Raw genomic sequence first — 20,563 nt, 5'->3', positions numbered from 1 at the left:
CCCTTACCGTTTTAACCACTGGAAGAATGAAAATGCTGTTTTTTCCGCAACTTTCTCTCCCATCAATAAGGCAACTAACGTTTGCAGTCCGTATTTCATTTCAGAACGTGATTCACTAAGCAGCTCACCTTGAAGTAGGTATTGATTAGCTTTGAAATCAAACACTAAATTCGCGTCTGCCTCTCGACCAAAATACTTAACTACATCCGCCTCACTAATTGACGCTGCGTTATGTGGTCGAGAGCGGTTCATTACCGTCAGTACGACAAGGTTGGGATAATGCACGTCGATTTCAGAACGAATTCGATTCAGCTCTCTTAATGACGATACTGTTGCATCAAATACCAAGACTAAAGCATCTAGTTTCCCCACCGCTTGTCTAAACTCTTCATTGGTTGTCGCAGTGTGAGAATAGTCTTCCACGACAAAAGCATGACTTGAAATCATCTGCTTCTTTAAAGACTGGGTGTATTGGAATAACTCATCACGGCCAAACTCATCTGATTCCACCGCAAGAAGTGACAAATTTTTTTCAATATTTTGTACCAAGCTTGTCGCGATATCATTATCCACTCCTGTAGTAAGGGTGCCTTTTTGAACACTGCGCTTAGTAAACTTCTTAAGCCCTAACATCACGTCAATATTGCTGCCAGTGTAGGTATAGTCGACTAGCAAAGTACTCGCATTTTGATGCTTGGCCAAACGGCGAGATATCTCACACGCGACTAGTGAAGTACCGACCCCACCTTTCACGCCCATGACTGCTATTTGCTTGGCTTTACGATTTGTACTCACGCCTTGTTGTGCTGCGTGGTTACGGGAAACGTTGTGATAAAAATCGATCGTTTCCGCTTCACCCGCTGGCCAAAACAAGTAATAGAAACCCAACTGTCTTAAGGCTCGAATGATGGATATGGTATCTTCACTGCCAATAATGATCACTGACACATGAGGAGATAAGGTATGAGTCAATAACTGAGCATCAGCGACAATATCTTGGCTTTGATTTAATTCAACAAATACCACTTCAACATCTGGGTATTGCTCTAATCTAGTCACATTTGTGTCTTGGCTGGCGAACGAGCTAGGCTCAATCAACCCTTCAAATCTGAACGATTTTTGGATGAAGTCGCGGCATATCTCGGTTTGGAAAAGCATCGCACAACGATTCTGTTTCTCCGATTTTTTAGGTTCCGCACTGTTTAGTTTATTCACTAAATCAAACATCTGAAATTCTCTAACAGTTAGTAATTAGATTGCTTTGTGCGGGTTGACCATTGACTGCCAACGGCTCGTGTCCACATTGCACCCTAAGCTTCCATTCCCATACTCGCCGACCCGTTCCTGGCGGCAAATTTCTAGTTTGGTCTTATATGTTGTGACTGAAAGACTTAAGTCAAAGCGACTCTCTAGTGGTAACGGATCTGATGCGTTTGAGTTATGCTCATTTGGGCTATAACCTATTTGACTGTATTCAATCTGACTCGACATCACACCAGCTTGGATTAACTGGCTCACAACCTCTTTATAAAGCGCCTGATTCCCGTTCCCTTTGGTACGTATTTTCCATTGCGCCACCTTTACATTTTTAGGGTAACCCAAGATAAACTCACTCACTTTTCTGGTCACCAACAGGGGTTGGTCAGAGCGAAGTTTAAGCTGATAAGTCACAGGAAAAACTTCAACTTCCGTTCCGCGAGGCTCCGATATACGGTCAACACACCCTGTAATAATGACGGCGGTAAACAAAGTAACCATCAATGATTTCATTGGCTAAACCCTCCAGCAGACAAAACTTCATCAGCCCACTTTTGTTGTGATTGTTCATAGCCACTGCCTAGTCCAAAAAAGCGCTTGAGCGTGCTAGTCTTTTTCATCGTCGGTAATTGGATCTGCTCCGCTTTGACTGGTTGAACTAAATTAACGGTCGCTACAATGACTAACTCAGTTTTACTACGTTCGGTTCCTGTATGGCGAAACAAAGCACCGATAATAGGTATATCACCAATGTAGGGAATTCGAGTCAGTGACTCTTTCTCTTCACTGTTAAGCAACCCACCAAGAACGAAGCTTTGTCCATCCCCCAGTTCCACGGTTGTCTGGGCGCGTCGTGTTCTTAATGCTGGTAAATCAAAGTTGTCACTGCTGTAACTACCATCTAGGGAGCTAACCTCTGGTGTCAGTGCTAGCTTAATTTTGTCATCTCGAAGCACCTTAGCCAGTAATTCCAGTCGCACACCGAATTCCTTATATTCAACGTTGGTTGCACCATCTATAACCGTCACAACGGGCAGTTCTCCACCCACTAAGAAACTCGCTTTCTCACCTGAAATCACCGACAAATTAGGTTCAGCTAGAACTTGACCAACGCTATCGGTACCTAAAGCTGAAATAACAGAGACAATATCGCTAGCACTAAAATGAGTAAGTTGATCCACAAAGATGCCGGGCGTACCATTGCTGCCCATCTTGATGCCGAAGTCTTGCATAAAAGAGTGCGATACCTCTGCAATGGTCAACTTAACGTTCACCTGCTTAGTCGCTGATATTTCTATATTATTCACGACGCCTGCGTAATTAAGTTGAGTCATAAAACCCACATCAATGTCGTCACTCTCTTCATCACTCATTTGAAAAGAGGTTGAGTTCGCTGTTTTCCCCAAAAGCTCACCCACCAACTGGTGAATGTTATCCTTTTCCTGTTCATTAGCGACAACGCCACTCAGAACAACGTTCTCACCGATGCCTGCTACAAACACTTCCGCATCGGGAAACAGCACATCAATTTGTTGCTCTATTTCGCGATAACTTTTATTCACTAACAATAAGCGGTTAAATAATTCACGTCCTTTCGCATCAAATGCGATAAACGAGGCAGATCCTATATTCTTCCCAAACACCACGACCTTATTACTATCAATCACTTGATAATCTGCAATATTCTTCCCTGAGATAAAAACAGAAGCGATTTCCCCTCGAATCGAAAAGGTTTTAGCTTCTCCCTGAGCTAAATTAGTCGAGCCTTGAGCCAAAACCTCGAATGGAAGCAGCAGAACCAATACTAAAGTCAACATTGTTGTTTTCATGGTTAACGCCCTACTCAAAACGGTATTCACGAATTCCACCAGTGCCGCCACTGCTTGGAATGATGTCTGAAGAATCAGCTTCTAGATCATCAGAAAATTCCTTACCCAATGATTTATGCACGACCACTTCTGCAATCCGCTGTGCCACCGTGAGTTGTGCCAGTTGTTGATTCGTCACTTGTAAGATCAATGTCACCTGAGTCTCTTTTTCCAACGTTAACGTGCTCACTGCTTTTTCTGACGCCACCATGTCCAAAACCGGTATTTGAGCCAGTAATGGCACCATAGTGAGATGTTGAATATCTGACACCGTATCCTCACTTGATAAGTTCTGATCCGGCGTTGAAAGAACAGATATGTCGACTAAATCTCCGACTGCGATGGTGCCACCTAATACATCTCTTCCCGGTACCGTAACGTTATAAGGCACAAATCCAGGGCGGATCACCGCCTGTAAGTACTGACTGTCTCCGGGAGATGTCAACATATTCGAGTCCACCAGCTCATATGCGGCAATGTCATGCACTGCGAATTGAGGAGCATTCCAATCTAACTCAATGTTTCGATCGATTCCCAATAGCGCTGCACGAGCTTCAGGCAGGTACTCTATAACGAAGTCGCTACGCTTCAGCTGCTGACCTTTCACTGCCGGGTGAGTGAGTTTCCATACCTTAAAAGTCACTTCTATAATGGGTTCTTCAGGCTGAACGGGGAAAGTATCCATCGGTACATTCACCACACCATAGAGGCCTATAGATATAGCGAGAAACGCTAAGCCAAGAATGATTTTGGAGTTCATGATTCACCTATAACGATGCAGCTATACCTAGTAGGCTTCCTAGACAAATAGGTACCCCATAAGGAACGCCTCTGTTTATCCACTCAGAATTACCTGTTGTTTTTCCTAATACCCACTGAGTAATCGCTAGGGTTCCACCTGCAAATAAAATTACATTAACCGCCAACAACATCATATTGGGCGATACCATTAAACTGAATGCAGCCAATAATTTACTGTCTCCAGCAGCTATAACATTGAAATAAAATAAAACTGCGCCGACGGCTAACACTATGAAAAAGTTATAAAACTGCTCAAACTTTTCGGTTTGACAGATATAAAAAACACCCAAGAGAGCAACAGCTACCACCACTCCATTAGGTATTTTTCGGTATCGGATATCTTGATAACTGACGATTGCAGCCATGGTGGCTAAGGGAATTAACCACCACAGTTTATGAGGCATTAATTAACCTACACTTGGCGACGAATTAGCGGCTTCAATATTATTAGTGATGGTTGTGATAGCACCTTCTAAAGCTTCACGAAGAGAGTCGTTAAATACAGCCAATACGATTGCTGACATACACACACCTAGGATTGCGTATTCAATCGCTGTAACACCACGTTGATCATTATTAAAAGATTGAATAAATAGCTGAGTTCTAACAAATAAATTAGTTAACATTCGTTTCTCCAAAAGATAGATAGGTTGTTTTTTCTTCGGAGGAAATAATATTCAGTGCGCTATTTTTGAGCAATCCAAGAGTGACCTTCCTCACATTGCTCTGACATTTGCCGTCGTTCTATTCAGTTTGAGTTCAGTTTAAAGTGAAAAAAGTGATTAAACGGGAGTGGTGAGAAGAGAAGTTTTTTCCGTGTGAGGGCAATTCGTGCTTTGCGCCGCAAAAACATTGCGGTATGTTCAAAGATTACCCACTGTAACCCGCCACGCTCGGGTTCATAAGATTGATCATAATCTACGAATAATAATCACAATGAATTAGGTATACGAAGCAATGCAATTCTCAAAGTTTGGTGAAAAGTTTAATCGATACTCTGGAATCACTCGTTTAATGGATGATTTAAATGATGGCCTGCGCACTCCTGGTGCAATCATGCTCGGTGGTGGTAACCCAGCCGCTATCCCAGCCATGCTCGATTACTTTAACCAAGCCAGTGCCGACATGCTCGCCAGTGGAGAACTCATCGCCGCCCTCGCCAACTACGATGGTCCGCAGGGCAAAGACAGCTTCATTAAGTCGTTAGCGGCGATGCTGAAAGAGACCTATGGTTGGGACATCAGCGAGAAGAACATCAGCCTGACTAATGGCAGTCAGAGTGGCTTCTTTTACCTATTCAACCTATTAGCGGGTCAACAGCCAGACGGTTCTCACAAGAAAATCTTGTTGCCGATCGCACCGGAATACATCGGCTACGGCGATGCGGGCATTGATGACGATATTTTTATCTCTTACCACCCAGAGATCGAACTGCTTGAAAACAGGCAGTTCAAATACCACGTTGATTTTGAACAGCTAAAGGTTGATGACTCGGTTGCCGCTATCTGTGCTTCTCGCCCAACCAACCCAACCGGTAACGTACTGACCGACGAAGAAGTGCGTAAACTGGATAAACTGGCGCGCGAAAACAACATCCCACTACTGATCGATAATGCTTACGGCCTGCCGTTTCCAAACATCATCTTTGAAGATGTGGAACCGTTCTGGAATGAAAATACGATTCTGTGCATGAGCTTATCTAAGCTTGGTTTACCGGGTGTGCGTTGCGGTATCGTGATTGCGAGCGAAGAAGTAACACAAGCTCTGACTAACATGAATGGCATTATCAGCTTAGCGCCGAGCAGTGTTGGGCCGGCAATTGCCAATCATATGATTGAAAAAGGCGATTTATTGCGATTGAGCAGTGAAGTAATCAAACCTTTCTACAAAGAGAAGTCTTTGCGCGCGGTTGAGTTGTTACAACAAGCTATCGATGACCCTCGCTTCCGTATCCATAAGCCTGAAGGTGCGATTTTCTTATGGCTATGGTTTGATGAGCTGCCGATCACCACCATGGAACTGTATGACCGCTTGAAAGCTCGCGGCGTATTGATTGTTCCGGGTGAATACTTCTTTATCGGTCAAGAAGACGAGTGGGATCATGCTCACCAGTGCTTACGCATGAACTACGTACAAGATGATGAGGCGATGCAGAAAGGTATTGCTATCATTGCTGAAGAAGTGAAAAAGGCTTACAGCGAAAGCAAATAAATATTCCCTACTCGGTCGTTCCTCTATGGAATGGACGATGATAGGACAAACAAAAAAGAGCACCGACCTTTTTCAAGGTACTGGTGCTCTTTCACTTTTACTTCCCGATTCGCTTTAACTCAATTGAGCTAAGCCAATAGCTTTAGCCTTCTAGAAGACTATTACCATTAATAGCAATCTTACGTGGTTGCATCGCTTCTGGAATTTCGCGTTCTAGGTCGATGTGAAGAAGACCATTTTCCATGCTTGCCCCTACCACTTTTACGTAGTCTGCCAGTTGGAATTTACGCTCGAAATCACGCTCTGCGATACCTTGGTATACGAAGGTTTTCTCTGCTTCTGCTTTACGCTCACCTTTAACAATTAGCATGTTCTCTTTCTGAGTAAGATCTAATTGGTCATCAGCAAAACCAGCAACGGCCATAGTAATACGGTAGTTGTTCTCGTCTTTTTGCTCGATGTTGTATGGAGGGTAACCGCCAGAAGAGTTCTTCGATGTGTTCGCTTCCATCATGTTGAATAGACGATCGAAGCCGATTGCGTTGCGGTAAAGTGGAGTGAAATCTACAGTTCTCATAATGCTATCCTTTTAGTAAGCAATAGTCTTAGCTGTAATTTTTACTGAGATCGAACCTGTGAATGATTCAGTAAACAGCTAAGGGATTCAGTTCGCATTCCACGGGTTTCACCTCGTTTGATGACAACTCTGGGACATGACAATGAATCAATTTTTAAATTGTGTGCTGCCAAAGTTATCCTCTATTGAGCGATACTCTAGCAACGATTATGAAGGTTCTGTTTCTTCTCTTGTAGAGCAAGACAGTCATTCTCTTCACAACTAGATATGTGGATTGAGCAAATCAGTTTCAAGCGCTTATTTTCAATTATTTTTCCAATCCAATATTTTTCAATCACTTAAAAACAAAAAAGACCGCCATTTTTGGCAGTCTTTTTAACAACAAATTTAGTTTTTTGAGACGAAGCTATTTCGTTTTAGTTCAAAGAAGAGGCGCGGAGCATACGAATGTATGTGAGCACCTCTGACACAGAAATTAAGCGAAAGAGCGAAGTATCAAAGATACTAAACGTCTAGATTTGCTACTTTAAGTGCGTTTTCTTCGATGAAGTTACGACGCGGTTCTACTTGGTCGCCCATCAATGTTGTAAACAACAGATCAGCACCAACAGCATCTTCAATCGTTACTTGCATCATACGACGAGTTTCAGGATCCATTGTCGTTTCCCAAAGTTGATCAGGGTTCATCTCACCTAGACCTTTGTATCGTTGTAGGCTTAGGCCACGACGAGACTCTTTCACTAACCAGTTCAGAGCTTCAACGAAACTAGACACTTCTTGAGTACGCTCGCCACGCTTAATGTAAGCACCTTCTTCAATCAGGCCATCAAGTGCTTCAGAAAGATCCGCTAGCTTGCCAAACTCTTTCGAGTTAATCAGATCAATGCTCAGCACGTGCTCATGAGTTACACCATGAGTACGAACCACAATCTTAGGAACGCTTAAACCTAGCTCTTCGTGCTTTTCAACTTCAAGGCTGTATTGGCTTGCACCCGCTTCTTTACCGTTTAGCTGCTCTACTAGCTGCTTACCCCAAGCTTCAACCACCGCATCATCATGACACTGCTCAGCGGTTAGGCGAGGAACGTAAATCAGTTCGTGAACCAATGCGCGTGGGTAGCGGCGGCTCATACGATCAACGAGCTTGATGCCTGCATTGTATTGCTGAACAAGCTTCTCTAAGCCTTCACCGGCAAACGCAGGTGCTTCAGGATTTACGTGCAGTTCTGCATTGTCTAAAGCCAAAGATACTTGATACTGGTTCATCGCATCTTCATCTTTGATGTACTGCTCTTGCTTACCCTTCTTCACTTTGTAAAGTGGCGGTTGAGCAATGTAGATGTAACCACGTTCAATCAGCTCAGGCATTTGACGGTAGAAGAACGTCAGTAGCAGTGTACGGATGTGAGAACCATCGACATCGGCATCGGTCATGATGATGATGTTGTGGTAACGCAGTTTATCTGGGTTGTATTCATCACGGCCAATACCACAACCAAGGGCTGTGATTAGCGTTGCGACTTCTTGAGAAGACAGCATTTTATCGAAACGCGCTTTCTCTACGTTAAGGATTTTACCTTTAAGCGGTAGGATTGCTTGGTTCTTACGGTTACGCCCCTGCTTGGCTGATCCGCCAGCAGAGTCTCCTTCCACAATGTATAGTTCAGACTGAGCAGGATCTTTTTCCTGACAGTCAGCTAGTTTACCTGGAAGACCCGCTAAATCTAATGCGCCTTTACGACGAGTCATCTCACGAGCTTTACGCGCTGCATCACGAGCACGCGCTGCATCGATAATTTTAGAACAAACGATTTTCGCTTCACCTGGGTTCTCAATTAGAAACTCAGATAGCTTCTCACCCATCGTAGACTCAACGGCAGACTTCACTTCTGAAGAAACCAGCTTGTCTTTCGTTTGGCTTGAGAACTTAGGATCTGGCACTTTCACCGAAACAATCGCCGTCAAACCTTCACGAGCATCATCACCTGATGTTGAAGTCTTCGCTTTCTTCGAGAAGCCTTCTTTATCCATGAAGCTGTTCAGAGTACGCGTTAGTGCAGCACGGAAACCCGCTAAGTGAGCACCACCATCGCGTTGAGGGATGTTGTTAGTGAAACAGTAGATGTTTTCTTGGTAACCATCGTTCCACTGCATTGCAACTTCAACGGTAATGCCGTCATCACGCTCTGAATCAAAGTGGAAAATCTTTTGGATGATTGGTGTTTTATTGGTATTAAGGTGTTCAACAAACGCTTGGATACCGCCTTCGTATTCGAAGTGATCCATTTTGTCTTCTTCACGCTTATCAATTAGCTTAATTGATACACCTGAGTTCAAGAATGATAGCTCACGTAGACGCTTAGCTAAAATGTCGTAATGGAACTCGATGTTAGTGAAGGTTTCTTCACTCGGCCAGAAACGAATCTCTGTACCGGTTTTATCCGTATCACCGATAACCGCTAGTGGCGCTTGAGGCTCACCGTGGCTGTAAGTTTGAGTGTGGATTTTGCCACCGCGGTGGATAGTAAGAGTAACTTGCTTAGAAAGTGCGTTAACTACTGAAACACCAACACCGTGCAGACCACCAGATACCTTGTACGAGTTATCATCGAACTTACCACCAGCGTGAAGAACCGTCATGATTACTTCTGCTGCTGATACTTTTTCTTCTGGGTGCAATTCTGTTGGAATACCACGGCCGTCATCGCTTACAGACACTGAGCTATCTTCATGGATAGTTACAATGATGTCATTACAGTGACCAGCTAGCGCTTCATCAATAGAGTTATCTACCACCTCAAAAACCATGTGGTGCAGACCGGTACCATCATCCGTGTCGCCAATGTACATTCCAGGACGCTTACGTACCGCATCCAGACCCTTCAGTACTTTAATACTCGATGAATCGTAATTATCTGACATAGTTACTCTCTGACTAATTATCCTTGCTCTATTTTGCCATGTTCCACATGAAACATCCTGCTATTTTCGTCATGCATATCTGCAATCTGATCAGCGGTAATAGAGCTTACAAAAACTTGAGCCTGGGTCGCCTTTAAACACTCAGCAAGACGTGCTCGGCGTTGGCTATCTAATTCGGAAGCAAAGTCATCTATCAAATAGATGCACTGCTTACCTGTCATTTGAGTGAGGTGCTGCCCTTGTGCTACTCGCAGCGCGCACACCATCAACTTCAATTGACCTCGTGACAAGACATCTTCCACTGGAGTGCCGTTCACTTTTATCTTCAGATCCGCTTTGTTTGGCCCACTAAAGGTGTAACCAAGCTGCTGATCCCTTTCAAAATTCTTTTCTAAAATATCGGCATATGGGGTGTCTTTGTCCCAACCACGATAATAGTTAATCTTTATCTCAAACTCAGGAAGGAAGGTCGCACAGATTTCTTCGGCGACTTCTTTAAGCTGCTCAACGTAAGTGGCACGCCACTGGCTGATACTTTCAGCTAAACGGGCCAATTCTTGGTCCCAATAGCTCAGTTCTCGATAGTGTGTTGCCGTTTTCAATAAGGCGTTTCGTTGCTTATTGAGGCGCTTTACCCTGCCCCATGCATCATAAAAGCCGGACTCACTGTGGAAGACTCCCCAATCAATAAATGCGCGGCGATGCTTAGGTCCATCGGTTAGTAAATCAAACCCTTCCGGGTGAATCAACTGCAAAGGTAAAACCTGAGCTAACTGAGCCAATTTTTGCCCAGTTTGACCGCTTATTTTAACCTCTGTTGTGCCATCGCGCTGCTTATTAATGCCAATTGGCAGCTCAAATTGATCCGAGGTCATAAAACGGCCATGTACAAACAGCTCACTGCACTCGTTTTGTATGATACGGCCGGTGAGTGAACTCTTAAATGAGCGACCATGTCCGAGCAGATATACCGCTTCAAGGACACTGGTTTTTCCGCTCCCGTTAGCCCCTATAAGAAAGTTAAAGCCTGATGACGGTTGAATGTCACAGGCTTCTATATTTCTAAACTGCTTAACGATTAAGCGCGATAAAGGCATAACGTCTTCATATTAATCTTCAATCACGACTCGATAGGTAAACGTTGTTGATCAGTAAACATCACAAACAACGCTTATAAGCGAATAGGCATAACAACGTACATCGCGCTGTCGTCTTGTGCGTTCTCGATAAGAGCACTCGCATTGGCGTCTGACATTGAGATGCGAACTTGCTCACAACGTAGTGTGTTCAGAACATCCAACACGTAGCTTACGTTGAAACCAATCTCTAGTGCATCACCATCAAAGGTTACGTCTAGCACTTCTTCCGCTTCTTCTTGCTCTGGGTTGTTCGCGGTAATACGCATCTCGCTATCGACAAGATTAACGCGAACACCACGGAATTTTTCATTCGACAGAATCGCAGCACGAGAAAATGCTGAACGTAATTCATCACAACCAGCTTCAAGTGTCTTGGTAGTATTTTGCGGCATTACGCGGCGATAATCAGGGAAACGACCATCAACCAGCTTAGAAGTGAAGACATAGTTGTTCACTTCAGCACGCACATTAGAGTTACCAATCTGCAGCGTTACCGGTTGCTCTGGTGCATCCAGTAGCTTCACTAACTCTTGCACACCTTTACGAGGAACAATGATCTGCTTCTGAGCAAAATCGGCACCCAATTGTGCTTGAGATACCGCCATACGGTGACCATCAGTTGCGACACTTCGTAGGATTGAACCTTCAATCTCAAACAACATACCGTTGAGGTAATAACGAACATCTTGGTTCGCCATTGAGAATTGGGTTTTCTCGATAAGACCGCGTAGCTCAGCTTGTGTCACTGACACTTCAACTTCACTGCTCCAGTCTTCAATATTTGGAAAATCTGCCGCAGGTAATGTCGCCAATGAGAAGCGGCTACGACCAGAGCGAACCTGAACACGGTCACCATCCAATACCACGGTGATCACTGAGCTGTCTGGCAAGCCACGACAGATATCTAGGAACTTACGTGAAGGTACGGTAATGCTGCCCGCTTCGAAATCACCTTCAAGCGTTACACGGCTGATCAGTTCAACTTCTAGATCCGTTGCTGTCATCGACAAAACGTTATCTTCTACTTTAATCAGTAGATTTCCTAGAATTGGAAGCGTTGGCCTGCCACCGAGTGCGCCAGATACTTGTTGTAATGGCTTAATCAGGTGACTACGTTCAATGGTAAATTTCATATCTTGCTCTTACGGTCTAAATGGCACTGCGTAATAGTACGTGGCCAAGATTCTGCTTATTAAGGTTAAGAATACTGTGTATTAAGAAGAAAGGGTACGAATCAAGTTCGAATAATCTTCTTTAATGTCGTGGCTCTCTTCACGCAACTGAGCAATCTTACGACAAGCATGCAGTACGGTCGTGTGGTCACGGCCACCGAATGCATCGCCAATCTCAGGCAAGCTGTGGTTAGTTAACTCTTTAGCCAGTGCCATCGCCAGTTGGCGTGGACGAGCAACAGAACGAGAACGGCGTTTAGATAATAGATCAGCAACTTTGATTTTGTAGTATTCAGCGACTGTCTTTTGAATGTTATCAATGGTGACTAGTTTTTCTTGCAGAGCAAGTAAGTCACGCAGTGCTTCACGCACGAAATCGATCGTGATCGGACGGCCAGTGAAGTTTGCATTCGCAATAACACGGTTCAATGCGCCTTCTAGCTCACGAACGTTAGAGCGTAAACGCTTAGCAATAAAGAATGCCACTTCATCCGCAAGGTGAATTTGGTGGTCTTCGGCTTTCTTCATTAAGATCGCAACACGAGTCTCAAGCTCTGGTGGCTCAATCGCTACCGTCAAACCCCAGCCGAAGCGAGATTTAAGACGATCCTCTACCCCGTTGATCTCTTTTGGATAACGGTCAGAGGTTAGGATGATCTGTTGGTTGCCTTCAAGCAGCGCATTAAAGGTATGGAAGAACTCTTCTTGAGAGCGCTCTTTATTCGCGAAAAATTGGATATCATCGATAAGCAAAGCATCAACACTACGGTAGTAGCGCTTAAATTCTTCAATCGCGTTATTTTGTAGCGCCTTCACCATATCCTGAACAAAGCGCTCAGAATGCATGTAAACCACTTTCGCATTCGGTTTGTTGTCAACAATGGCATTACCCACCGCATGCAACAAGTGTGTCTTACCTAAACCGGTGCCACCGTATAAAAACAACGGGTTATAGGCTGTTCCTGGATTATCAGAAACCTGACGTGCCGCCGCCAAACCCAATTGGTTTGATTTACCCTCAACAAAGTTATTGAACTTATGTTTTGGGTTTACGTTTGAACGGTGGTTAAGATCAACCGCTACAGGCTCTTCATCACGCCAGATATTGTGAACAGGCTTACGAGCTTGTAACTGCGCAGGTGCTGACGATTCAGCAGCCACATCAGCGGCTGTACGGGTGCGAGCTGGGGCGATAGTCTCAGATTTTGGAGCAGTAACTCGTTTGTTCCCAATTTCAAAATGAAGATGCGGGATATCATTACCACAATATTCTTGTAGCAAACGGTTAATGCTATTTAGGTACTTATCGCGCACCCAATCGAGTACAAATCGGTTTGGTGCAAATAGAGTTAGAGTATTACCATTGAGCTCCGCTTGTAACGGACGTACCCACATACTGAATTCTGTAGCTGGTAACTCTTCTTGAAGCTGTTGCAAGCATTGCAACCAAAGCGAAGATGACACGGTGCCCCACTCTATTTAAGTTATATGAAATGACCGTTAATTTTACCTGTTGATAAGTCAGATCACCAGCAATTGATCACAGATCCAGTGAATAAGATCCAAGTTATTCACAATAAATTTGTAAATAATCGGTGGATCCACACATCTTGCCCCTAATTTACTCACACAATGATCCACTTATGCCCGGATCCTTGCTAGTTATCCCCAAATCGAGAATGCGATCTGGTTATGGTTAATAACATCTGGTTATTTATTCTATTGAGCATTTTCCCAGTAACATCCAACCCTATAAATATAAGGAGTTACCAAATGAATAACTGGATTAAGGCTGCAATTGCGGCTATCGCACTCTCTGCTGCTACTGTTCAAGCCGCGACTGAAGTTAAAGTCGGCATGTCTGGTCGCTACTTCCCGTTTACGTTCGTTAAACAAGACCAACTACAAGGTTTTGAAGTGGATTTATGGGATGAGATCGGTAAGCGTAACGATTACAAGGTTGAATACGTAACGGCAAACTTCTCTGGTCTGTTTGGTCTTCTTGAAACGGGTCGTATCGATACCATTTCAAACCAAATTACAATGACGGATGCACGTAAAGCGAAATACCTATTCGCAGACCCATACGTAGTAGACGGTGCACAAATTACCGTTCGTAAAGGTAATGACAGCATTAAGGGTATCGAAGACCTTGATGGCAAGACGGTTGCGGTAAACCTAGGTTCAAACTTTGAACAACTGCTTCGCAGCTACGATAAAGATGGCAAGATCAATGTTAAAACCTACGATACAGGTATTGAGCATGATGTCGCTCTTGGTCGTGCCGATGCATTCGTAATGGATCGCCTATCAGCACTAGAGCTTATCAAGAAGACGGGGCTACCATTACAGCTAGCGGGTCAGCCATTCGAAACCATTGAAAACGCTTGGCCTTTCGTGGACAACGACAACGGTAAAAAACTGCAAGCAGAAGTAAACCAAGCATTAGCAGCAATGCGCGCAGATGGTACGCTAGAAAGTATCTCTCAGAAATGGTTTGGTGCGGACATTACTCAGAAGTAATCACTCACTATCTCCATTCGAGGCCCACTGCTTTACACGGCGGTGGGCTTTTTGCTTTTGTGCACTGATTAAAAGCCTGATAGAACAGTATTTCCAAATAGAACAACACTTCCAATACTAATACGAGATAGATTATGGGATTTGACTTTAATTACATGCTAGAGCTGTTGCCAATACTACTGAAGTATTTAGGCACCACGATGGAGATGGCGACTTGGGGCTTGTTCTTTGCTCTGATCCTGTCTCTGATACTGGCGAATATTCGTGTATTCAAAATCCCAGTACTCGACCAACTGAGCCAGCTGTACATTAGCTTCTTTCGAGGCACACCACTGTTGGTACAGCTTTTCCTCCTTTATTACGGCTTACCACAAGTATTCCCGTGGATGGTTGGGTTGGATGCTTTCAGCGCCGCTGTAATTGGCTTAACCCTGCACTTTGCCGCGTATATGGCAGAAAGTATTCGTGCCGCGATTATCGGTATTGATCGTAGCCAGATGGAAGCCAGCCTCTCAGTCGGTATGACAACCAGTCAAGCGATGCGCCGAGTGATCTTGCCGCAAGCAACCCGCGTAGCACTGCCTTCTTTAATGAACTATTTCATCGACATGATCAAGTCGACTTCACTTGCATTCACCTTAGGTGTAGCCGAAATCATGGCTAAAGCTCAGATGGAAGCTTCTTCAAGTTTCCGCTTCTTCGAGGCTTTCTTAGCAGTCGCGCTGATTTACTGGGGCGTAGTGGTTATCCTCACTCGTATTCAAATTTGGGCCGAAGTGAAACTGAATAAGGCGTATGTACGATGATCAAATTACAAAATATCCACAAGCAGTTTGGTGACACCGAAGTTTTGAAAGGGATCGACCTAGAAATCAAACAAGGTGAGATAATTGTCATCATAGGTTCAAGTGGTACGGGTAAGTCTACCCTGCTGCGTTGTGTGAATTTTCTAGAGCAAGCCGATCAAGGTATTATTTCGATTGATTATATTAAGGTTAATGCTCAGAAACACACCAAAGCAGAGGTGCTTGCACTGCGTCGTAAGACTGGTTTTGTATTCCAAAACTATGCACTATTTGCTCACCAAACCGCGAGACAGAATATAGCTGAAGGTTTGATTACCGTTCGTGGTTGGAAAAAGAAGCAAGCCCATGAAAAAGCACAACAAATACTCGACGACATTGGCTTAGGAGAGAAAGCTGATAGCTACCCAGCCGCGCTCTCTGGTGGCCAGCAGCAACGGGTTGGTATTGGCCGTGCAATGGCTCTACAACCAGAGCTTTTACTGTTTGATGAGCCGACTTCAGCGCTTGATCCTGAATGGGTTGGCGAAGTGCTTAACCTAATGAAAAAACTAGCAAATCAGCATCAAACCATGCTGGTGGTTACTCACGAAATGCAGTTCGCTAGAGAGGTCGCAGACCGAGTGATCTTCATGGCTGATGGCCACATTGTCGAACAGGGATCTCCACAGGATATTTTTGGTAATCCACAGGATCCTAAATTAAAGAAATTCTTAAATAAGGTCGGGATCGACGAAGGATCCTTGTGATTTTAGTTATTCTACGTATAATCCCCCGACCGGAATTTTAGTTAACCCAATCATTGACACTTTTTGTGACAGTGATTACAATTCCGCCTCTTTGTTGAGAGGCGTCGGTTTTCCTTTCTTATATAAAGAAGAGAAAAAATGCCCACGCCGGGTTTAACAAAAACCTAAAACTACTGATCAGTAAGGTAATTACAATGAAACGCACTTTTCAACCTACAGTTCTAAAGCGTAAGCGTACACACGGTTTCCGTGCTCGCATGGCTACTAAGAACGGTCGCGCAACAATCAATGCACGTCGTGCAAAAGGCCGTAAGCGTCTTTCTAAGTAATCTTTGATTATTTTGAATAAGCTAGCCTTCGGTCGGGAGTTACGCTTGTTAACTCCCGAACATTATCAGAATGTCTTCAAGCAAGCTCATCGAGCAGGCTCCCCTCATTTCACCATCATTGCCCGAAATAACTCTCTTTCAAATCCTCGCCTTGGATTAGCCGTTCCGAAAAAGCAGATTAAAACCGCCGTGGGTCGTAATCGATTCAAGCGTCTTACTCGTGAAAGCTTTCGTAACACTCAACACAAACTTCCTAACAAAGATTATGTTGTAATCGCTAAGAAGAGCGCGCAAGATTTAAGCAATGAAGAAATGTTCAAGCTACTCGACAAATTATGGCTTCGCCTGTCTCGCCCTTCGCGTGGATAGCGCTAATACCCATCTATTTTTATAGATGGTTTATTAGTCCACTCATCGGCCCACGCTGCCGATTTACTCCAACCTGCTCTTTATATGCGATAGAAGCGTTGAAAGCTCACGGTTTTGTAAAAGGGTGTTGGTTATCAGGCAAACGTCTATTAAAATGCCATCCTTTGAACGAAGGGGGCTTTGACCCCGTTCCACCAGTCCAAAAACAAGACAGAGATAAATAACGATGGATTCTCAACGTAATATCCTGTTAATCGCATTGGCTTTGGTTTCTTTCCTACTGTTCCAACAATGGAACGTAGCTCAGAACCCAGCTCCACAAGCGGTTGAGCAGGCACAATCTGGCAGCACCCTACCAGCGCCATCTTATGCAGATGATCTAGACCCGGCTCCTGGTCAAGTTGCTTCTGCTAAAACTATCACAGTAACAACTGATGTTCTGACTCTGTCAATTGATACGGTTGGTGGTGATGTCGTTACAGCAAACCTAAACGATTACTCTGCTGAGTTCGATTCTGAAGATACTTTTGTTCTTCTTAAAAACGAGCCTGGTCACCAATTTATCGCTCAAAGCGGTCTAGTGGGTCCTCAAGGTATCGATTTAAGCAGCACTAACCGCCCTAGCTACACGGTTTCAGCAGACAGCTTCACGCTGGCTGAAGGTCAAGATGAACTACGCATCCCAATGACTTACCAAGCGAACGGCCTGGATTACACAAAAACATTCGTCCTTAAGCGCGGCAGCTACGCGATTGACGTTGAATACGATGTAGTCAACAACTCTGGCAATAACGCAACATTCGGCATGTACGCTCACCTACGTCAAAACGTTATGGATGACGGTGGTAGCCTAACAATGCCAACTTACCGTGGTGGTGCTTACTCTACGGAAGATACGCGTTACAAAAAATACAGCTTCGACGACATGCAAGATCGCAACCTTTCTCTTAACCTAGCAAACGGTCAAGGTTGGGCAGCGATGATTCAACACTACTTTGCAAGTGCTTGGATTCCACGCGACGAAGCAGGCAGCAACCTTTACACTCGTGTCATTGGTAACCTTGGCGACATCGGTGTTCGCATGCCGAACAAAACCATCGCTACTGGCGACGAAGCAAGCTTCAAAGCAACGCTTTGGGTTGGTCCTAAACTTCAAGACCAAATGGCTGCTGTTGCACCAAACCTAGACCTAGTAGTTGACTACGGTTGGTTATGGTTCATTGCTAAACCACTTCATACTCTGCTTTCATTTATTCAAGGCATCGTTGTGAACTGGGGTCTGGCAATCATCTGTCTAACTTTCATCGTTCGTGGTGCTATGTACCCACTAACGAAAGCTCAGTACACGTCTATGGCGAAAATGCGTATGCTTCAGCCTAAGCTGACTGCAATGCGTGAGCGTATTGGCGACGACCGTCAACGCATGAGTCAAGAAATGATGGAGCTTTACAAGAAAGAGAAAGTAAACCCACTAGGTGGCTGTTTACCTATCCTTCTTCAAATGCCTATCTTCATTTCGCTATACTGGGCACTAATGGAGTCTGTTGAACTGCGTCACTCACCGTTCTTCGGTTGGATTACTGACCTTTCAGCACAAGACCCATACTACATCTTGCCACTTCTGATGGGTGCTTCAATGTTCCTAATCCAGAAGATGAGCCCGACAACTGTAACGGATCCAATGCAGCAGAAGATCATGACCTTTATGCCGGTTATGTTCACATTCTTCTTCCTGTTCTTCCCTTCAGGTCTGGTTCTTTACTGGCTAGTATCGAACATCGTAACTCTAATTCAGCAAACGCTTATCTACCGCGCACTGGAAAAGAAAGGCTTACATTCTAAGTAAGTTCGATAATAGAAAGAGATAAAGAAAGGCGACCAAAAGGTCGCCTTTTTGTTTTTAGCTGATTACAATTCAGCTAATTGATTAATCGTGAATGCCCTCTTTGGCTTTCACATGCTAGCAGGCACACCTATGACTACAGATACGATTGTTGCTCAAGCGACCGCGCCAGGCCGTGGTGGCGTCGGTATTATCCGCGTTTCCGGCCCATTGGCGACTCAGGTTGCCCTAGAAGTAACAGGAAAAACACTTAAGCCTCGCTACGCTGAGTACCTGCCGTTTAAATCTCACGATGGCATCGAACTCGACCAAGGTATCGCGCTTTTCTTCCCTAACCCACATTCGTTTACTGGCGAAGACGTGTTAGAGCTGCAAGGCCACGGCGGTCCGGTGGTGATGGATATGCTAATCAAACGAATCCTCGCGATCTCAGGCGTGCGTGCTGCGCGTCCAGGTGAGTTTTCAGAGCGTGCCTTCTTAAACGACAAGATGGATTTAACTCAAGCCGAAGCGATTGCTGACCTGATTGACGCAAGCTCTGAAGAAGCGGCGAAATCTGCACTACAATCCCTGCAAGGTGAATTCTCAAAGCGTATTAATACACTGGTAGATTCCCTTATTTACCTAAGAATCTACGTTGAAGCGGCTATCGACTTCCCTGAAGAAGAAATTGATTTCCTTGCTGACGGCAAAGTAAGTGCTGACTTACAGGCTATCATCGACAATCTCGAAGCTGTGCGCCAAGAAGCCAATCAAGGTGCCATCATGCGTGAAGGTATGAAAGTCGTGATTGCAGGTCGCCCAAATGCGGGTAAATCGAGCCTATTAAATGCATTGTCAGGCAAAGAATCTGCCATTGTGACTGATATTGCCGGCACTACGCGTGATGTACTGCGTGAACATATCCATATTGATGGCATGCCACTGCATATTATTGATACCGCAGGCCTACGTGAGGCCTCTGATGAAGTAGAAAAGATAGGTATTGAACGTGCTTGGGAAGAAATAGCTCAGGCAGACCGAGTTTTATTTATGGTTGATGGCACAACAACAGACGCAACCGACCCGAAAGATATCTGGCCAGATTTCGTTGATCGTCTACCAGACAACATCGGAATGACGGTAATTCGTAATAAAGCGGATCAAACCAGTGAAGAGTTAGGCATTTGTCATGTTAACGATCCAACCCTGATTCGCTTATCAGCCAAAACAGGCCAAGGTGTCGACGCTCTGCGTAGTCATCTAAAGGATTGTATGGGCTTTGCTGGTGGTCATGAAGGTGGCTTTATGGCACGTCGTCGTCACTTAGATGCCCTAGAACGAGCATCAGAACACCTAGATATCGGCCAACAGCAGCTTGAAGGCTACATGGCGGGTGAGATTTTAGCGGAAGAGCTTCGAATTACTCAGCAGCACCTCAATGAGATCACGGGTGAGTTCAGTTCAGACGATCTTTTAGGTCGCATCTTCTCTTCATTCTGTATTGGTAAATAACCTTAAAAGGCCAGCTCATGCTGGCCTTCTTCTTTAGTAAGGACAGCTTAATGATCCACATTATTACAGGTAGCACCTTAGGTGGTGCAGAGTACGTTGGCGATCACCTTAATGATCTTCTTGAAGAGCAAGGTCATGAAATAACCCTTCATAATCAGCCTGAATACGATGATATCCCCCAACAAGGCTTTTGGTTGTTGGTCACTTCAACTCATGGTGCCGGTGAATTTCCAGATAATATTAAGCCGTTTATCGACGCATTGACCCAGCAATCTCCAGATTTAAGCCAGGTTCGCTTTGCTGTAGTGGCGCTTGGAGATTCGAGCTACGATACCTTCTGTTTGGCAGGTAAATCAGTCCACAGCCAACTAAAAGAGCTCGGTGCTCAAGCGATTTCTGGTTGTTTTACCATCGATGTTCTTGAAACACCGGTCCCAGAAGATGCTGCAGAGGAATGGTTTAACGATCATAGTGACCAGTTTTAACACCCCAATCTTCTAAAAAGC

At 44.6% G+C, this 20,563-nt stretch carries 21 protein-coding genes; 10 read left to right on the top strand and 11 right to left on the bottom strand.

What is annotated here, in order from left to right; translation table 11 throughout:
- Window positions 1-3 precede the first annotated feature (3 nt).
- Genes ACED60_RS19760 through ACED60_RS19735 form a run of 6 tightly spaced genes read right to left on the bottom strand, consistent with a single transcriptional unit; the run spans window position 4 to window position 4,552 of the window.
- Window positions 4-1,227 (bottom strand): P-loop NTPase, encoded by a 1,224-nt coding sequence (locus ACED60_RS19760; RefSeq protein ID WP_371728282.1) that lies wholly within the window; start codon window positions 1,225-1,227, stop codon window positions 4-6.
- A 24-nt stretch (window positions 1,228-1,251) separates the two neighbouring features.
- Window positions 1,252-1,770, bottom strand: a complete 519-nt coding sequence (locus ACED60_RS19755) for a hypothetical protein (protein WP_122047430.1) — start codon at window positions 1,768-1,770, stop codon at window positions 1,252-1,254.
- Complete coding sequence (locus tag ACED60_RS19750; protein WP_009848145.1) at window positions 1,767-3,086, bottom strand: type II and III secretion system protein family protein; 1,320 nt, start codon at window positions 3,084-3,086, stop codon at window positions 1,767-1,769. Before ACED60_RS19750 ends, ACED60_RS19755 begins: the two co-directional genes overlap by 4 nt.
- A gap of 10 nt (window positions 3,087-3,096) precedes the next feature.
- Window positions 3,097-3,885 carry an RcpC/CpaB family pilus assembly protein gene (locus ACED60_RS19745; RefSeq protein ID WP_371728281.1) on the bottom strand — a complete coding sequence of 263 codons (789 nt, stop codon included), beginning with the start codon at window positions 3,883-3,885 and terminating at the stop codon, window positions 3,097-3,099.
- 7 nt (window positions 3,886-3,892) lie between these two features.
- Window positions 3,893-4,330, bottom strand: a complete 438-nt coding sequence (locus ACED60_RS19740; protein ID WP_371728280.1) for a prepilin peptidase — start codon at window positions 4,328-4,330, stop codon at window positions 3,893-3,895.
- A gap of 3 nt (window positions 4,331-4,333) precedes the next feature.
- Window positions 4,334-4,552, bottom strand: coding sequence for a Flp family type IVb pilin (locus tag ACED60_RS19735; protein WP_009848142.1), 219 nt, complete (start codon window positions 4,550-4,552; stop codon window positions 4,334-4,336).
- Between the two features lie 331 nt (window positions 4,553-4,883).
- Here ACED60_RS19735 and ACED60_RS19730 point away from each other — a divergent pair, with 331 nt between their 5' ends.
- Window positions 4,884-6,137, top strand: coding sequence for a valine--pyruvate transaminase (locus ACED60_RS19730; protein ID WP_371728279.1), 1,254 nt, complete (start codon window positions 4,884-4,886; stop codon window positions 6,135-6,137).
- A 142-nt stretch (window positions 6,138-6,279) separates the two neighbouring features.
- Here the strand turns inward: ACED60_RS19730 and ACED60_RS19725 are convergent, their stop codons facing one another.
- From ACED60_RS19725 to dnaA, 5 genes are all read right to left on the bottom strand, one after another.
- A complete protein-coding gene (locus tag ACED60_RS19725; RefSeq protein WP_009848140.1) occupies window positions 6,280-6,714 on the bottom strand; it encodes an Hsp20 family protein in 435 nt (144 codons plus the stop codon).
- Window positions 6,715-7,218: 504 nt separating this feature from the next.
- Window positions 7,219-9,636, bottom strand: coding sequence for a DNA topoisomerase (ATP-hydrolyzing) subunit B (gene gyrB, locus ACED60_RS19720; protein ID WP_009848139.1), 2,418 nt, complete (start codon window positions 9,634-9,636; stop codon window positions 7,219-7,221).
- A gap of 17 nt (window positions 9,637-9,653) precedes the next feature.
- The gene (gene recF / locus ACED60_RS19715; RefSeq protein ID WP_371709753.1) at window positions 9,654-10,733 is read right to left on the bottom strand and encodes a DNA replication/repair protein RecF; all 1,080 of its coding nucleotides are present in this window, start codon (window positions 10,731-10,733) and stop codon (window positions 9,654-9,656) included.
- Between the two features lie 74 nt (window positions 10,734-10,807).
- Window positions 10,808-11,908: a DNA polymerase III subunit beta gene (gene dnaN / locus ACED60_RS19710; RefSeq protein WP_017107516.1), complete on the bottom strand. Its 1,101-nt coding sequence runs from the start codon at window positions 11,906-11,908 to the stop codon at window positions 10,808-10,810.
- Window positions 11,909-11,989: 81 nt separating this feature from the next.
- On the bottom strand, window positions 11,990-13,411 hold the full coding sequence (dnaA, locus tag ACED60_RS19705; protein WP_009848136.1) for a chromosomal replication initiator protein DnaA: 1,422 nt from the start codon (window positions 13,409-13,411) through the stop codon (window positions 11,990-11,992).
- Window positions 13,412-13,720: 309 nt separating this feature from the next.
- On the opposite strand from dnaA, the gene ACED60_RS19700 reads away from it, so the two are divergent.
- From ACED60_RS19700 to mioC, 9 genes are all read left to right on the top strand, one after another.
- Window positions 13,721-14,470, top strand: coding sequence for an amino acid ABC transporter substrate-binding protein (locus tag ACED60_RS19700; RefSeq protein WP_029223762.1), 750 nt, complete (start codon window positions 13,721-13,723; stop codon window positions 14,468-14,470).
- 134 nt (window positions 14,471-14,604) lie between these two features.
- Window positions 14,605-15,276, top strand: a complete 672-nt coding sequence (locus ACED60_RS19695) for an amino acid ABC transporter permease (protein WP_009848134.1) — start codon at window positions 14,605-14,607, stop codon at window positions 15,274-15,276.
- A complete protein-coding gene (locus tag ACED60_RS19690) occupies window positions 15,273-16,022 on the top strand; it encodes an amino acid ABC transporter ATP-binding protein (protein WP_371728278.1) in 750 nt (249 codons plus the stop codon). The genes ACED60_RS19695 and ACED60_RS19690 overlap by 4 nt, the downstream gene beginning before the upstream one ends.
- A gap of 194 nt (window positions 16,023-16,216) precedes the next feature.
- On the top strand, window positions 16,217-16,351 hold the full coding sequence (gene rpmH / locus ACED60_RS19685) for a 50S ribosomal protein L34 (RefSeq protein WP_004735800.1): 135 nt from the start codon (window positions 16,217-16,219) through the stop codon (window positions 16,349-16,351).
- Window positions 16,352-16,396: 45 nt separating this feature from the next.
- The gene (rnpA, locus tag ACED60_RS19680; protein ID WP_029223763.1) at window positions 16,397-16,720 is read left to right on the top strand and encodes a ribonuclease P protein component; all 324 of its coding nucleotides are present in this window, start codon (window positions 16,397-16,399) and stop codon (window positions 16,718-16,720) included.
- A complete protein-coding gene (gene yidD / locus ACED60_RS19675) occupies window positions 16,687-16,944 on the top strand; it encodes a membrane protein insertion efficiency factor YidD (protein WP_004735802.1) in 258 nt (85 codons plus the stop codon). The genes rnpA and yidD overlap by 34 nt, the downstream gene beginning before the upstream one ends.
- A gap of 2 nt (window positions 16,945-16,946) precedes the next feature.
- Window positions 16,947-18,566, top strand: a complete 1,620-nt coding sequence (gene yidC / locus ACED60_RS19670; RefSeq protein ID WP_009848131.1) for a membrane protein insertase YidC — start codon at window positions 16,947-16,949, stop codon at window positions 18,564-18,566.
- A 129-nt stretch (window positions 18,567-18,695) separates the two neighbouring features.
- Complete coding sequence (gene mnmE, locus ACED60_RS19665) at window positions 18,696-20,057, top strand: tRNA uridine-5-carboxymethylaminomethyl(34) synthesis GTPase MnmE (RefSeq protein ID WP_029222947.1); 1,362 nt, start codon at window positions 18,696-18,698, stop codon at window positions 20,055-20,057.
- Between the two features lie 50 nt (window positions 20,058-20,107).
- The gene (mioC, locus tag ACED60_RS19660) at window positions 20,108-20,542 is read left to right on the top strand and encodes an FMN-binding protein MioC (RefSeq protein WP_009848129.1); all 435 of its coding nucleotides are present in this window, start codon (window positions 20,108-20,110) and stop codon (window positions 20,540-20,542) included.
- Window positions 20,543-20,563: the final 21 nt, after the last annotated feature.

It is taken from the genome of Vibrio sp. 1F279, assembly GCF_041439815.1.
Taxonomy (GTDB): domain Bacteria; phylum Pseudomonadota; class Gammaproteobacteria; order Enterobacterales; family Vibrionaceae; genus Vibrio; species Vibrio tasmaniensis_A.
This window is presented reverse-complemented; position numbering and strand designations above follow the sequence as displayed.

Coding starts and splice junctions, on each gene's coding strand:
- ACED60_RS19750 (WP_009848145.1), bottom strand. CDS start 3,086: ATGAAAACAACAATGTTGACTTTAGTATTGGTTCTGCTGCTTCCATTC.
- ACED60_RS19745 (WP_371728281.1), bottom strand. CDS start 3,885: ATGAACTCCAAAATCATTCTTGGCTTAGCGTTTCTCGCTATATCTATA.
- yidC (WP_009848131.1), top strand. CDS start 16,947: ATGGATTCTCAACGTAATATCCTGTTAATCGCATTGGCTTTGGTTTCT.
- yidD (WP_004735802.1), top strand. CDS start 16,687: ATGGCTTCGCCTGTCTCGCCCTTCGCGTGGATAGCGCTAATACCCATC.
- gyrB (WP_009848139.1), bottom strand. CDS start 9,636: ATGTCAGATAATTACGATTCATCGAGTATTAAAGTACTGAAGGGTCTG.
- dnaN (WP_017107516.1), bottom strand. CDS start 11,908: ATGAAATTTACCATTGAACGTAGTCACCTGATTAAGCCATTACAACAA.
- mnmE (WP_029222947.1), top strand. CDS start 18,696: ATGACTACAGATACGATTGTTGCTCAAGCGACCGCGCCAGGCCGTGGT.
- ACED60_RS19740 (WP_371728280.1), bottom strand. CDS start 4,330: ATGCCTCATAAACTGTGGTGGTTAATTCCCTTAGCCACCATGGCTGCA.
- recF (WP_371709753.1), bottom strand. CDS start 10,733: ATGCCTTTATCGCGCTTAATCGTTAAGCAGTTTAGAAATATAGAAGCC.
- ACED60_RS19730 (WP_371728279.1), top strand. CDS start 4,884: ATGCAATTCTCAAAGTTTGGTGAAAAGTTTAATCGATACTCTGGAATC.
- ACED60_RS19760 (WP_371728282.1), bottom strand. CDS start 1,227: ATGTTTGATTTAGTGAATAAACTAAACAGTGCGGAACCTAAAAAATCG.
- mioC (WP_009848129.1), top strand. CDS start 20,108: ATGATCCACATTATTACAGGTAGCACCTTAGGTGGTGCAGAGTACGTT.
- rpmH (WP_004735800.1), top strand. CDS start 16,217: ATGAAACGCACTTTTCAACCTACAGTTCTAAAGCGTAAGCGTACACAC.
- ACED60_RS19695 (WP_009848134.1), top strand. CDS start 14,605: ATGGGATTTGACTTTAATTACATGCTAGAGCTGTTGCCAATACTACTG.
- ACED60_RS19690 (WP_371728278.1), top strand. CDS start 15,273: ATGATCAAATTACAAAATATCCACAAGCAGTTTGGTGACACCGAAGTT.
- ACED60_RS19735 (WP_009848142.1), bottom strand. CDS start 4,552: ATGTTAACTAATTTATTTGTTAGAACTCAGCTATTTATTCAATCTTTT.
- ACED60_RS19755 (WP_122047430.1), bottom strand. CDS start 1,770: ATGAAATCATTGATGGTTACTTTGTTTACCGCCGTCATTATTACAGGG.
- ACED60_RS19700 (WP_029223762.1), top strand. CDS start 13,721: ATGAATAACTGGATTAAGGCTGCAATTGCGGCTATCGCACTCTCTGCT.
- ACED60_RS19725 (WP_009848140.1), bottom strand. CDS start 6,714: ATGAGAACTGTAGATTTCACTCCACTTTACCGCAACGCAATCGGCTTC.